Raw genomic sequence first — 13,446 nt, 5'->3', positions numbered from 1 at the left:
AATGATAATTTCACGTCTCTAGGTTCATTTCGTAATATTCACCTCAAGAAATGGCGAGTGCCAATGATTTTTTCTGCGAGTACGCAGAGCCCAATAAGGTGAAACTATGAAATTCCTACATACTATGATTCGCGTTGCTGACCTAGATAAGTCGATTGAGTTCTACACAAAAGTGTTGGGCATGAAAGAGCTAGAGCGTCACGAAAATCAGGAATATCGCTACACACTTGTGTTTGTTGGTTATGAGCAGGGCGGAACAACCATCGAGCTGACTTACAACTGGGATACCAACGAGTACGAGATGGGCAATGCCTTTGGTCACCTAGCACTAGGCGTTGAAGATATCTACTCTGCATGTGCTGACATTAAAGCTCTGGGTGGCAATGTTTCGCGTGAGCCAGGTCCAGTTCTTGGTGGCACAACGCATATAGCGTTTGTTAAAGATCCTGATGGCTACGCTATCGAACTTATCCAACTAGAAAAATAATAAGGGCAGAAAAATGAAAGACGCACTATTTCAATCAATTCAATTAGGTTCATTGACTCTAGCAAACCGTATTGTGATGCCTCCGATGACTCGCTCTCGTGCAACACAGCCGGGTAACATTGCGAACGAGATGATGGCTGAATACTACGCACAGCGTGCTTCTGCTGGTCTTATTATTGCTGAAGGTACTCAAATCTCTCCAATGGGCCAAGGCTACGCTTGGACTCCGGGTATTTATACTCAAGAGCAAATCGCTGGCTGGAAAAAGGTGACTGATGCAGTACACCAGAAAGGCGGTAAGATTTTCGCACAGCTATGGCATGTAGGCCGTGTAACGCACCCAGACAACATTGGTGGCGAACAACCAATTTCATCATCTGCACTGAAAGCGGAAAACGTGAAAGTGTTTATTGATAATGGTACCGACGAGCCGGGCTTTGTGGATGTAGTTGAGCCACGTGAAATGACCAAAGATGACATCAAAATGGTGGTCGAGCAGTACCGCCAAGCAGCTCTGAATGCGATTGAAGCTGGTTTTGATGGTATTGAACTTCATGCAGCGAACGGTTACCTAGTAAACCAATTCATTGATTCTGAGGCGAATAACCGTACGGATGAATACGGTGGTTCTATTGAAAACCGTCTGCGTTTCTTAGGTGAAGTGGTTGAAGCTATGGTTGATGCCATTGGCGCTGAGCGTGTTGGTGTTCGCCTTGCGCCATTCACATCATTGAATGGTACGGTTGATGCGACTCCTGTAGAGACTTACACAGCTGCTGCTGCGCTACTTAACCTATACAAGATCGTTTACCTGCACATTGCTGAAGTTGATTGGGACGACGCGCCAGAAACGCCAAAAGTGTTCAAAACAGCAGTACGTGAAGCGTATCAAGGTGTATTGATTTGGGCTGGTCGTTACAACAGTGAGCGTGGTGAAGAAGCGGTGGTAGAAGGCACTGCGGATATGATTGGTTTTGGCCGTCCATTTGTTGCGAACCCTGATTTACCAGCACGTATTCAACATGGTTACCCGCTAGCAGCGCATGATCCTAACACTCTGTTCGGTGGTGCGGAAAAAGGTCTGACGGATTATCCAGAATATACTGCCTAATCAATAAAGACGGTTTATACTGTTTTACTTTGTAAATTAGCAACCTTGCTTACGTGGGGTTGCTTTTTTTGTTCTGGCTCAGTTGATCATTAATCTGGGCAAGCTCTAGGGTTAGGATACATGAAACTAAAAGCACTCGGTGGTGAAGTTTATCTATTAGGCGCAACGCTATTGGCAGCAGTTGGATGGATTGCGTCAAAGCTGGTGGTACTGGAGATGCCAGGGCCGCTATTCATCGGTGTGCGTTTTTTCATTGCTAGCCTGATTCTTCTGCCATTCTGTTTTCGTTTGATTCGTCAATTGAGTTGGTCTCAATTGTTGGGGATAGCGGGCGTCGGTTTGATTCTATCCGGCTCACTTCAGGTGTGGGTATATGCTGTCTCGATTACTGACAGCCTGTCTGAAGGGGCATTCATTACCAGCCTAGCAATGATCATTGCGCCGTTTGTTTCATGGCTTATTTTCCGCGTGAAGCCAAACCGTGCGTTCTGGTTATCGTTTCCTATCTCAATCATCGGCATGTTACTGCTTACGCTCACCAATGGCTGGGCGTTTGAAGACAGCCAAATCTATTTTCTACTCGCTTCAATCATGCTGTCGCTTCACTTTGTCATGAACAAACGAGTAACGAACAATGTTAAGCCTATAGCTTCGATCTGTATTCAGCTGTTTATGGTGGGCATTAGCGGTATGGCATTTGCTGCAATGACGGGACAGCCTGAATTCGAAATTACCGGCTCGTTGATCTTCTGGTTTACGGTGTCTGCGGTGGTCGCGACAGCGATTCGTTACTTGCTGCAAACGGTAGGCCAACACTCAGTGAATATGGAGGTTGCCGCGCTTATTATGATCCTTGAGCCTGTATGGACATTGATCTTAAGCGTGACCATGCTTGGTGAGACGGTTGAACTACAAAAGCTTGCCGGCGGAGCGGTGATTATTGGCGCACTGTTTTGCTATATTCGCCTGTCGAGAAAGGGCTAATCCACCACCGCTTGGCAGAACCCAAGCGGGGTATCATGGCTACCAGTTAGATATCAGCAACCATCTTTTTCAGTAGCTGAAGCATCTGTTGTTGCTCGGATTCATCTAATGCACTGAGTAGCTCTTTGTTCAAGCGCATTGGTATTGGGATTAAGGTCTCTTCAAGTGCTTTTCCCTTTTCAGTTAGATAGATTCTAAATGAGCGACGGCTTTCAGGATCGGCTCTACGTTCAACAAGCTCTAGCTTCTCGAGTTTGTCTAGAGTGCGAGTCGTTGTTGAATTCTCCACCTTTGACTTGATAGCAATGTCTTTTTGCGTGACACCTTCTTCTTCCCACAAACACATCAAAGTCGGCCATAAAGCGATGGTGAGCCCATGCTTTTTCAGTTCATGATCGAACTCTTTCGAGGCTTTGTTGGCGATCACATTGATCATCCAACCAAAACTGTTTTGTCTATCAAACGTCTCAGACATTATCGAATACCTATCTAGAATAGTGATGCTACAACTATTGTCATCGTAACTAATACCGCTGCAATTAGCACGACAAAAGCTTTTCTATTCGAGGCAAAGTGCAAAACATCGCCGGCGTTTCCGTGTATGTCCGTTGAATCCATTGTTTTTTGTCCACTGATCATCGCCCAAACTAAAGGCTTTGAGCGCACTTTGTAGATGATGATGGCGAGCAGGTGGAGAGCCACAAACGCGACCAAAGCACGTGCCGCAATGATGTGAAGTGTGACCATTGCGTTGAAGACTTCATCGGTTAGCCATTGTCCAATTACGTTATCCAATAGGCCAGCAATGACAATCCCACTTAAACATTGAAGCGTTAGAACTGCGATCATCGCGACAACCATCCATGCACCAAGTGGGTTATGGCCTTGCTTGGTCGATTCTTTGCCAGATAGATATCGAATGATCTTGGCCGGTGACGAGATAAATTGAGCGAACCGGCTAGTGTCGCTACCAACTACGCCCCAAATGATTCGCCAAATCAGAAGCGAGAATAGGGCAAGCCCCAGATAAATATGCGGACCTTGTCCATTAAAGCCTGATGCGGCGAGTCCAACGAAGAGTGCAGCTTGAAGCCAGTGGTATAGGCGAGTCGGTAAGTCCCAAATCTTCATAATGTGATTCCTGATGTAAGTGGTTTGAATTTAATTTACACAGCAACAGTTGCAATTGCAACTATTGCTGTGTAAATTAATCTTCATTGAGTTTACCAACCGTCCTGAAAATCGCCCAGAATAGAGAATCGATTATGAGAAAATTTAACGTGAAACCATTATCTTTAGCTGCCCTTGTTGCTTTTAGCGCTCTGTCACCACTTTCAGTTTCTATCGCTGCAGCTGAGCAAACGGTGGATGCGGTACAAGCTCGTCAAGACGCCTTTCAATCGATTGAAAAGTTGAGCAAATCGGCAAATTCCGCGCTTAGAAAGAACAATGTGGATTGGTCTTCGTTGCAACAGACCAGTCAACAGTTATCGGCGCATGGTGAAACCTTGTTGGCGAGTTTTGATAAGGGCAGTGAAGGCGGAAAGGCAAAAGCAGATGTTTGGAAAAAGCCAGAAAAGTTTGAGCGTCTGATGTTAGAGATGAACGAAGGTTACCAAGAGCTACTGCAAGCAAGCTTGGAGCAGAATAGCTCAGCGGCAAAAAGTGGTTTGGATAAGGCCAACGGAACATGTAAGGCCTGCCACCGCAGCTATCGTTCTCGTTGGTAAATGACAAACGTTTAGCTGTACTAATCTACGCAATAGCCGGAGTGCTGACGGGTTAGACAGTTTGTGATGTATTGATTAGCGGTGCACAGCAGATGTTCGTGCTGTGCACCGACTAGTGATATGTCGTAGTTGCTGAAGAGCCTCTACTGGAAAGCGTCAGTCTTATTGCTTGATCGTTACTTTTGAAATAACGATATCTTCACATGGTACATCTTCATGTCCCCAGCGTGTCGTCGTTGGCGCAACACCAATCTTCTTTACAACATCCATACCTGCAATCACTTTGCCAAACACTGCGTAGCCCCAACCAGCATTGGTCGTCGCTGTGTAATCAAGAAAATCATTGTCATCTAGGTTGATAAAGAACTGAGCCGTTGCTGAGTGTGGGGCATCAGTACGCGCCATCGCAATTGAACCTACGACATTTTTTAGACCGCGGTTTGCTTCGTTGACGATAGGTGCACGCGTCGGTTTTTCGGTCATATCAATGGTGTGGCCACCACCTTGGATCATAAAACCTTCGATCACTCGGTGAAAAGTTGTCCCTTCATAAAAGCCGTCTTCACAGTACTTTAGAAAGTTCTTAGAAGTCACTGGCGCTTTATCAAAGTTCAGTTCGATTTCGATATCACCAAAGTTTGTCGTCAAAATGATCATAAAGTTACTCGTTGTATTGCTAGATAAATAATGAGTTGAAGTATACGTGAACGTTGCTGAACAGCCAGCAATGATACTGGCTTTCACACAACTGATTGCGGGATTAGCGTTGGTACTGTTTTAGGAACATCTGCACGCTAGAGTCAATAATGTGGTTTCGTTGTGCCTTATCTGGTGAGGGTGCGTGACCGATGATCTGCGGCCAGAACGCGAATGACTTAAGCAGAGCGATAAACTGAGTTGAGGCAAAGTGAGGGTCAAGTTCAATTAAGCGTTCGTCTGCTAGCGCTGCTTTAATCCAAATGGTCAAGCCACTCTCAGCTTGAGAGTATTTCTCCATTGCTTGATAAGCGAGTTCTTTGTTGTGGAAGTACTCAGAAAACAACACACGAGAAAGATTAATAAAGCCCTCAGATTCGAGTAAATCGAGTTCTTGATTGGCAATTGCGGTCAGTTGCTCAGCCATTGACAGCTCTTGCTGATATGGGAAGTGAGTTGCGGCTAATGTTTTGGTCCAGATGCTATCGAGAATCTCATCTAACAACAGCTCTTTGCTGGCAAAGTGGTTGTAGACAGTGCGCTTTGATACTTCTGCTCTCGCCGAAATCTTATCCATGCTGGTGGACTTGTATCCATTTTCGGTGAACTCGGCAATGGCAGCTTCAACAATGGCTTCACGTTTCTTTTGGCTCAGTGTTTTTTTAACGGTCATTAGAAATACAACTTAATCTCAAATTAGCACGGTATTCTATTATTTTACACTAACTAGTTTACTTTTAGTATCAAGGATTGTGCCGTAGCGCTTTGCTTGACTGGCTGGGTAGCATAGAATCGAAGCAGGTTTCTTATTTTTAGTTGTTAGAGAGAAGAGAATTAGACATCAATGAGTAGTATTTTAGAGTGTATTCGTACTGTTGGACGAGGAGAAAGAGGTCGTAAACCTCTGACGTTTGAACAGGCCTATCGCATCATGGATGAGTATTTGAGTGGTCAAGTTGGAGACGACCAGATGGCGATGCTACTGATGCTAATTCGCGTACAAAATGAAACGAATGAAGAGATTGCTGGCTTTGTAAAAGCATTCCAATCTCGAGTTCCGGATTTGGGCGCAGACATTGATTGGCCTTGTTATGCCGGTAAACGCAACGATTCAAGCAGCGGTAAGCCATGGAACTTGCTGGCTGCGAGAATTTTAGCGGATAGTGGCTATAAGATTTTAATGCACGGTTATATGGACAAACCGAGTGGCCGAACGCATGTAGAAACGCATCTTCAAGATGTGAATGTGCAGCGTGCTGATAATCCTGAGCACGCGAAAGAGATCCTAGAGAAAGAGGGTATTGCCTACCTTCCTTTGGCAAACTTTGCTCCTGAAGCTCAAACCATGATTGGTTGGAAACACCGTTACGGTTTACGTACGCCAATTAATACCGTGGTTCGTGCCCTTAACCCTGGTGGTGGTCGATTAGGTGTCCGTGGCAGCTTTCACCCAGGTTTCCCTCAATTACACGCGGAAGTTGAGCATGTAATCGGCAATAAATCGCATTCGGTGATCTCCTTTAAGGGGCAGAATGGTGAGTCGGAATATAACCCGAAGGTAAGCCAAACCGTTTGGTTGAGTTCTCCTGAGAAGGTAGAGTCTTTTTATTGGAAGGGCAGCATGCATGAAGGGCTATCGCTACCAGAAAGCTGCGTGTTCGGCACACCTGAAGACGAAATGGAGATGATGGCTAACAGCGTGGTCGATACGATGACGGCGATATTGTTTGCTGAGACTCATGACAAGCCCGAAGCGTATAAGCGTGCTTCTGAACTGTGGGAAGCGTATTGTCGTCGTTAGCTTTGAATGTCGATAGCTATTGAAAGTCGACAGATTAAAATCATTAAGGTCAGCGGTGCTGGCCTTTTTTTAAGTACGATTACTTCACTCTCATCAAGCGGTGCGAAATGTTGCCCATCTGCAATTCAATGATTTGAGAGATTCTCATCTTATCGACACGTTCGAGCATGTTCTCACTATATCTGCGTTTTTTCATCCATTCTAAAGGCTCTTTGAAGCCATCTTCGTTGATGACGAAAGACTGATCTGTGATCGCTTCTTCCACGATATGGATAACCCAGATGCGAGATTGAAAGTCTAAGACTTCGTTGAAGAATGATTTGATCGAAGTAAGGAGTTTGGAAGCCATAATGTGCCGAGGTTAAATGGTCGAAATAGTAAGACGTGTCTCTATCGTCTTCTAAGATACGAGAACTTGCCTATTGTTTCAATTTCTACGCTTATTTCAACTTCAACTCTGGCACAGCCCAGAAGCTGTATCACATTAGCGAGCGATGTTGGTTGCATCGCTTTCGATACAGCTGACTGCTGATCAAGATTCTACGAAACGACTAAAGTCAACTTCATGCTCTTTTTGATATTTAACGAGTCTGATTTTTAGTTCGCGTTTGGCTGCGATTTCGATGGCAGCGTAGGACATTTTGGTGATCTCTTCACTGCAGCTAGACATCAATGGGCGCTCTTTTTCATTGAAGTGGCCAACGAGGGTTTTATCGATACCGTCTTTGTCTGCATAGACAAAAGCATAGAGAGCTTGGTGATATTGCATACGTCTTTTATCGGCAAAAAAATGGTGTGCAAGCAAGGTTACAGGATCTCGAATCACAAAAAAGTATCGAAAAGTAATGGCTTGTAAGGATATAGCTGACGTTTATTACAACTCGCTTTATGTGCCTCAGCCCTTATGCCACCTCACATTTCTTAGAAATTAGGTTTTGCCTATCAATAAAATTGTTGAAATCCATTTAGTAAAATCAAGATTTTAGACAACAATTAACATATAGGTACGACATAAGACCTGGCTAAGAGTTTTTAGGGAGAAAGCGATGAATTCGATTAAAGTGAAAGATTACATGACGCTACAGGTTGTGACGTTCACTCCTGATATGCCGTTAAGTCTCGCGCTAGACAAAGTAATGCGCAGTCACCATATGGGTGGTCCCGTGATTGATGAAAGTGAGAAGGTGATAGGCTTCCTTTCAGAACAGGATTTGTTAGAAAAGTTGGTTAAGGTGAGCTACTTCTGTCAAGACACACACACTGTCGGTGATTGTATGCATCCTGAAGTGCTTTCGGTATCTCCAGAACTTTCGATTATCGAACTGGCAGACTTGATGAAAGTTGGTAAGCCAAAAGCATACCCAGTTATCGATAATGAAAGACTCGTTGGCATGATAACGCGTACTGATGTTTTGAGGGCGATTGGTAAAAACTTAGATGATTGCTTCCAACATCCTGTATAATTCTTTGTTCGAAATGATTATTTTTCCGATTAATCTAAATTTATAAAAGGCGCACTAGCGCCTTTTGTTATTTGTAGAAATCTTATTGCATTCACGCTTTCAACCACGGAGACGATTCATGTCAAATCAAACGGCCAAGTTTGTCGAAGGCTCAACAATGCGCCACATTTTGGTGATGTCTGGAGCTGGCTCTGTTGGTTTGATGGCTCTGTTTGTGGTCGATCTCCTCGATATGCTGTTTATCAGTATGTTGGGTCAGGTTGAATTGGCTGCTGCTGTAGGTTTCGCTGGGACGCTAACGTTTTTCTCAACCTCTGTTTCAATCGGTACCTCGATTGCAATGGGGGCCTTAGTTTCCAAAGCCATTGGAGCGAAAGATAGAGACCACGCGAAACAGCTTAGTGTCAGTATCATGATGACGGCGTTTACGATCAGCTCACTCGTAACGGCGGCAATGTATATTCATATTCCCGAACTGCTGGATGCTATTGGTGCGCAAGGACTTGCTGCAGAAAGAGCACAAGCCTATTTGCAGATTCTACTTCCTAGCGGCCCATTCTTAGCTTTGGCGATGGCGGCGGGTGCTGGGCTGAGAGCTGCTGGTGATGCGAAGCGCTCTATGTGGGCGACGCTGTCGGGGGGCATCGTGAATGCGATTCTCGACCCTCTATTTATTTTTGGATTTGGTTGGAACATTGAAGGTGCAGCATTGGCCTCGGTCATTGCACGCTTTACCGTGCTTTATTTCTCTCTTTACCCACTTATTCGTAGCCACGACTTAGTAGCGAAACCATCAATCGCTCATTGGCGTTTCAATCTTCGTCCAATTCTTGCCATTGCTTTGCCAGCCATAATCACCAACACCGCAACGCCAATTGGTAACGCAATTGTGACAACGGGTATCGCTCAATATGGCGAAGACTTTGTTGCAGGGTTTGCGGTAATTGGCCGTTTAACGCCAGTCTGTTTTGCAGTAATTTTTGCACTATCTGGTGCTGTTGGTCCTATCATTGGTCAGAACTTCGGTGCTGAGCGTATGGATAGAGTGAAGGAAACGCTCAACAATTCCCTGTTTGTTACAACCGCGTATACCATTGCCGTTTGCATCTTGCTTTACTTCCTACAAGACTTCGTTATTTCGATGTTCAGCCTACAAGGCGATGCCTCGATCATTGTTGCGGCATTCTGTAGCTACGTTGCGATCACCTTTACCTTTAATGGCGCTCTGTTTGTTGCGAATACATCGTTCAACAACTTGGGCAAACCTCTCTATTCAACGGCGTTAAACCTAGGTAAAGCGACGCTCGGAACTTTGCCTTTCGTTTACCTTGGCTCTCAATGGTATGGTGCTCTTGGTGTTTTGTATGGCCAAGCGCTAGGGAATGTGGTGTTTGGTGTACTGGGCGTCCTTGTGTTGCGTTTCCATATTGCAGAGCTAATGAAAGGTGCTGAAGTTGAAGTGGAACAGGAGGATGTATCAATGGTGAGTTTGAATACCCAACCTTTCTGTTCTCATGACGCGGTATTGATCGATGACGTTTCTGCTAACCGAGAAGAGCTGAGCGACGCAAAAACTTAGATTCTTTTTTCACTATTTCTCCTTGACCTTGGAGATGACTCCAAGGTTTATACTTCAGGTGCACTGGAGGGGTATTTCGCCTATCTCAACTAGGAACCCCTTAAGCAGTCGAGTATTAAGGAGAATTTATTATGTGTGCAAAACATGCCGCGTGCCGCTCAACCAAAGCGGATATTCAAAACAAACCTGTAGCTTCAAGCTGCGGTAGCCCTAAAATCACTAGCATAACTGCTGCTTCTACCAGCTCATCTTCGTGCTGTGCAACAGCTGAGCCTGCTGCTGGTGGCGAAAGTTGTTGTGGTTCAGACAGTGGAGAAGAGGACCGGCTATCCGTAGTTGTTGAATTAAACAGTAAACTCACCACAAGTTGGCTTGTTTCAGGTATGGACTGTCCAGCCTGTGCACGAAAAGTAGAAAAAGCCGTTATAGCTATTCCTGGTGTTATTGAAGCCAAGGTTCTGTTTGCGACGGAAAAACTGGTCGTGAAATACGATCAAGTTGAACTCACTGAAACCATTGAAACCGCCGTTCAAAAAACGGGCTTCAGTTTGAATGAAGTTGGCGCTAAGAAAAAGCAAGAGCCAGCGACCTTCTGGCAATCTCACATTCAGCCAAATCTCCAGATCATTGCGATTGCCGCAGCGATGTTATTCGCGACCTTAATCAAAGATTTCAGTCCTGTTTTAAGTGAGCGATTGTTCATTGTCACTTGTTTGCTGGGACTTTACCCAGTCGCAAAACAAGCGGTGAAGCTCGCTCGTTCTGGTACTCCTTTTGCCATTGAAACCTTGATGAGTGTCGCTGCTTTGGGTGCCCTGTATTTGGGGGAAACAGTAGAAGCAGCCATGGTTCTATTGTTGTTCTTAATCGGTGAACGTTTAGAGGCCTTTGCTTCATCCCGTGCACGCAGTGGTGTACAAGCATTGATGGCGTTGGTACCTGAAAATGCGACTCAAATTGTCGATGGCGAACGTGTTGATGTTGCAGTGACGGAGCTTAAGCCTGGCGACGTTATTGAAGTCTCTCCTGGTGCTCGACTGCCAGCAGACGGTCAATTGATCACTTACGCCGCTAGCTTCGATGAGAGTGCACTCACTGGTGAATCTGTCCCTGTTGAACATGTAAAAGGCAACGCCATCATGGCGGGTGCGGTTGTGGTCGATAAGGTTGTTCGTATCACGATCACTTCTAAACAAGGTGAGAATGCGATAGACCGAATTCTTCATTTGATTGAAGAAGCAGAATCACGCAAAGCACCACTAGAACGATTCCTGGATAAATTTAGCCGTTGGTATACGCCGCTAATGATGTTTGTGGCCTTGATGGTAATTGTGATTCCGCCGAGCTTGTTTGCTCAACCTTGGGAAACTTGGGTCTATCGTGGACTCGCGCTACTGTTGATTGCGTGTCCATGTGCCTTGGTTATCTCGACACCCGCTGCGATTACGTCTGGCTTGGCTGCGGCGGCAAAACGTGGTGCTTTGATTAAAGGTGGTGCAGCGCTAGAGCAGTTAGGTAAAGTTGAAACCATTGCGTTTGATAAAACAGGCACACTGACCGAGGGCAAGCCACAAGTTACTAACGTGACACCGTTGCAAGATTGGAACGAGCAACAGTTATTGCGTGTGATTGGTGCGATTGAAGTTGGTTCAAGCCATCCATTAGCACTGTCTCTCGTCAATAAAGTTAAAGAGATGGGGATTGATATTCCTGAATCTGAGAACAAACGTGCCCTTATTGGTAGTGGCGTTGAAGGTGACGTCGAAGGACGGACTTATCAGGTGCTTTCACCATCGAAAGTGATGTTTGCTCTTGATTCTTCAGTACAAGAACAGGTTGCTTCGCTTGAAATGCAAGGCAAGACGGTGGTAGTCGCAGTAGAGCTTCCTCAGACCGTCATTGGTTTGATTGCGTGGCAAGATACTTTGCGCAGTGACGCCAAAGCTGCAGTAGAGCGTTTAAGCCAGTTGGGTGTTGAGTCGATTATGTTGACGGGCGATAACCCTCGCAGTGCCGAGGCAATCAGCTCTGTGGTTGGCATGCAGTACAAAGCAAGCCTATTGCCTGCGGATAAAGTGAGTTATGTTGAAGAGCTGACTCGCCGTTCTCATGTCGCTATGGTGGGTGATGGTATTAACGACGCGCCAGCAATGAAAACTGCCAACGTAGGTATTGCTATGGGAGGCGGCACCGATGTAGCTTTGGAAACCGCAGACTCGGCACTGACTCACAATCGTTTAACTGAACTGCCAGCTATGATTGAGCTGTCACAGGCAACCATGAGAAACATTCGTCAGAACGTCGCTTTGGCGTTGGGGTTAAAAGGTGTCTTCTTGGTGACGAGCCTATTTGGTATTACTGGCTTATGGGTAGCCGTGCTTGCCGATAGTGGCGCAACCGCGCTTGTGACACTTAATGCTTTAAGACTACTAAGATTTAAGTCAAAAGCTGATTAGGGCGTCTAATTAGTTACAGGACGCCTCTAGTTTATTAAGCGCATGTTGTTTGATTTGTGTTTTATGAACTAGAGGCGTTTTTTTCGTCATTATTATGCAACGAAGCTGGTCGATTACGGTAAAAGTGTGATGCCAATCGGTTTTTCGTGAAACTTGAGTGTATGTTGCGTGGAGAGGTGTGACGATTGTCACTTCATTTTGTGAATAGCTTGGTTAGAGTAAACACGTACCCCACAAACTTATAATGCGCTTAGATAAGGGTGATGAACACTCAATAAGCCACAAGGAGCAAACTATGTCTCAAGCTGTTTTCCACTTAGGTATTACTGAAGCTGATCTTCAAGGTGCGACACTAGCGATCATCCCAGGTGATCCTGCACGTGTACAAAAAATCGCTGACGAAATGGAAAACCCAGTATTTCTAGCAAGCCACCGTGAGTACACGCTGTACCGCGCTGAGCTAGACGGTAAGCCTGTGGTTGTTTGTTCTACTGGTATTGGTGGTCCATCTACATCTATCGCTGTAGAAGAGCTAGCACAACTAGGTGTACGCACTTTCCTACGTGTTGGTACAACTGGTGCAATCCAACCTCACGTAAACGTGGGTGACATGATTGTAACAACGGGCTCTGTTCGTCTAGACGGTGCAAGCCTACACTTTGCTCCAATGGAGTTCCCAGCAGTAGCTGACTTCGAAATCGCAACAGCAATGAAAGCGGCAGTAGAAGAGTCTGGCGCAACTGTTCACACTGGTGTTACAGCATCAAGCGATACGTTCTACCCAGGTCAAGAGCGTTACGACACGTTCTCTGGTCGCGTTGTTAAGCGTTTCCAAGGTTCTATGCAAGAGTGGCAAGACATGGGCGTTCTTAACTTCGAAATGGAATCTGCAACACTGCTAACTATGTGTGCAAGTTCTGGCCTGAAAGCAGGTTGTGTAGCGGGTGTTATTATCAACCGTACACAGAAAGAGATCCCAGATCACGATACTCTAAAAGAGACAGAAGCACGCTCAATCAAAGTGGTTGTAGAAGCTGCGCGTAAAATGCTTTAATCGCTTCGATACTGTTTAATTCAGTTATCGCCCAAGATAGCTTGATTTAAATCCTCAAAAGCTGCACTTACTGGTGCGGCTTTTT

At 45.4% G+C, this 13,446-nt stretch carries 15 protein-coding genes; 9 read left to right on the top strand and 6 right to left on the bottom strand.

Annotation, left to right across the window (positions count from 1 at the left end; genetic code table 11):
- The first annotated feature begins 106 nt into the window (after nucleotides 1-106).
- The 3 genes from gloA to VFDL14_RS18875 all read left to right on the top strand — a co-directional run bounded on the left by gloA (nucleotide 107) and on the right by VFDL14_RS18875 (nucleotide 2,582).
- Nucleotides 107-487 (top strand): lactoylglutathione lyase, encoded by a 381-nt coding sequence (gene gloA, locus VFDL14_RS18865; RefSeq protein ID WP_032549520.1) that lies wholly within the window; start codon nucleotides 107-109, stop codon nucleotides 485-487.
- 13 nt (nucleotides 488-500) lie between these two features.
- Nucleotides 501-1,598 carry an alkene reductase gene (locus VFDL14_RS18870; protein ID WP_032549519.1) on the top strand — a complete coding sequence of 366 codons (1,098 nt, stop codon included), beginning with the start codon at nucleotides 501-503 and terminating at the stop codon, nucleotides 1,596-1,598.
- A gap of 120 nt (nucleotides 1,599-1,718) precedes the next feature.
- Nucleotides 1,719-2,582, top strand: a complete 864-nt coding sequence (locus VFDL14_RS18875; protein ID WP_032549518.1) for a DMT family transporter — start codon at nucleotides 1,719-1,721, stop codon at nucleotides 2,580-2,582.
- A gap of 46 nt (nucleotides 2,583-2,628) precedes the next feature.
- On the opposite strand, the gene VFDL14_RS18880 is transcribed toward VFDL14_RS18875, so the two are convergent.
- Both VFDL14_RS18880 and VFDL14_RS18885 read right to left on the bottom strand, forming a co-directional pair.
- On the bottom strand, nucleotides 2,629-3,057 hold the full coding sequence (locus tag VFDL14_RS18880; protein ID WP_032549517.1) for a MarR family winged helix-turn-helix transcriptional regulator: 429 nt from the start codon (nucleotides 3,055-3,057) through the stop codon (nucleotides 2,629-2,631).
- Nucleotides 3,058-3,071: 14 nt separating this feature from the next.
- Nucleotides 3,072-3,713, bottom strand: coding sequence for a cytochrome b/b6 domain-containing protein (locus tag VFDL14_RS18885; protein ID WP_032549516.1), 642 nt, complete (start codon nucleotides 3,711-3,713; stop codon nucleotides 3,072-3,074).
- A gap of 134 nt (nucleotides 3,714-3,847) precedes the next feature.
- Between VFDL14_RS18885 and VFDL14_RS18890 the strand changes: the two genes are divergently transcribed.
- Complete coding sequence (locus tag VFDL14_RS18890) at nucleotides 3,848-4,312, top strand: c-type cytochrome (RefSeq protein ID WP_235201654.1); 465 nt, start codon at nucleotides 3,848-3,850, stop codon at nucleotides 4,310-4,312.
- Nucleotides 4,313-4,474: 162 nt separating this feature from the next.
- Here the strand turns inward: VFDL14_RS18890 and VFDL14_RS18895 are convergent, their stop codons facing one another.
- A complete protein-coding gene (locus VFDL14_RS18895) occupies nucleotides 4,475-4,969 on the bottom strand; it encodes a peptidylprolyl isomerase (protein ID WP_032549515.1) in 495 nt (164 codons plus the stop codon).
- 103 nt (nucleotides 4,970-5,072) lie between these two features.
- A complete protein-coding gene (locus VFDL14_RS18900) occupies nucleotides 5,073-5,681 on the bottom strand; it encodes a TetR/AcrR family transcriptional regulator (protein ID WP_032549514.1) in 609 nt (202 codons plus the stop codon).
- A gap of 171 nt (nucleotides 5,682-5,852) precedes the next feature.
- On the opposite strand from VFDL14_RS18900, the gene VFDL14_RS18905 reads away from it, so the two are divergent.
- Complete coding sequence (locus VFDL14_RS18905) at nucleotides 5,853-6,809, top strand: glycosyl transferase family protein (protein ID WP_050487324.1); 957 nt, start codon at nucleotides 5,853-5,855, stop codon at nucleotides 6,807-6,809.
- 79 nt (nucleotides 6,810-6,888) lie between these two features.
- On the opposite strand, the gene VFDL14_RS18910 is transcribed toward VFDL14_RS18905, so the two are convergent.
- A complete protein-coding gene (locus VFDL14_RS18910; protein ID WP_032549513.1) occupies nucleotides 6,889-7,158 on the bottom strand; it encodes a hypothetical protein in 270 nt (89 codons plus the stop codon).
- Between the two features lie 183 nt (nucleotides 7,159-7,341).
- The gene (locus VFDL14_RS18915) at nucleotides 7,342-7,578 is read right to left on the bottom strand and encodes a hypothetical protein (protein ID WP_032549512.1); all 237 of its coding nucleotides are present in this window, start codon (nucleotides 7,576-7,578) and stop codon (nucleotides 7,342-7,344) included.
- A gap of 277 nt (nucleotides 7,579-7,855) precedes the next feature.
- On the opposite strand from VFDL14_RS18915, the gene VFDL14_RS18920 reads away from it, so the two are divergent.
- The 4 genes from VFDL14_RS18920 to udp all read left to right on the top strand — a co-directional run bounded on the left by VFDL14_RS18920 (nucleotide 7,856) and on the right by udp (nucleotide 13,361).
- Nucleotides 7,856-8,272 carry a CBS domain-containing protein gene (locus VFDL14_RS18920; RefSeq protein WP_032549511.1) on the top strand — a complete coding sequence of 139 codons (417 nt, stop codon included), beginning with the start codon at nucleotides 7,856-7,858 and terminating at the stop codon, nucleotides 8,270-8,272.
- Between the two features lie 118 nt (nucleotides 8,273-8,390).
- The gene (locus VFDL14_RS18925; protein WP_032549510.1) at nucleotides 8,391-9,851 is read left to right on the top strand and encodes an MATE family efflux transporter; all 1,461 of its coding nucleotides are present in this window, start codon (nucleotides 8,391-8,393) and stop codon (nucleotides 9,849-9,851) included.
- A gap of 131 nt (nucleotides 9,852-9,982) precedes the next feature.
- Nucleotides 9,983-12,307, top strand: coding sequence for a zinc/cadmium/mercury/lead-transporting ATPase (locus tag VFDL14_RS0122925; RefSeq protein WP_032549509.1), 2,325 nt, complete (start codon nucleotides 9,983-9,985; stop codon nucleotides 12,305-12,307).
- A 295-nt stretch (nucleotides 12,308-12,602) separates the two neighbouring features.
- Nucleotides 12,603-13,361, top strand: a complete 759-nt coding sequence (gene udp / locus VFDL14_RS18930; protein WP_032549508.1) for a uridine phosphorylase — start codon at nucleotides 12,603-12,605, stop codon at nucleotides 13,359-13,361.
- Nucleotides 13,362-13,446 lie beyond the last annotated feature (85 nt).

It is taken from the genome of Vibrio fortis, assembly GCF_000695685.1.
In the GTDB taxonomy this organism is placed as follows: Bacteria; Pseudomonadota; Gammaproteobacteria; order Enterobacterales; family Vibrionaceae; genus Vibrio; species Vibrio fortis_A.
This window is presented reverse-complemented; position numbering and strand designations above follow the sequence as displayed.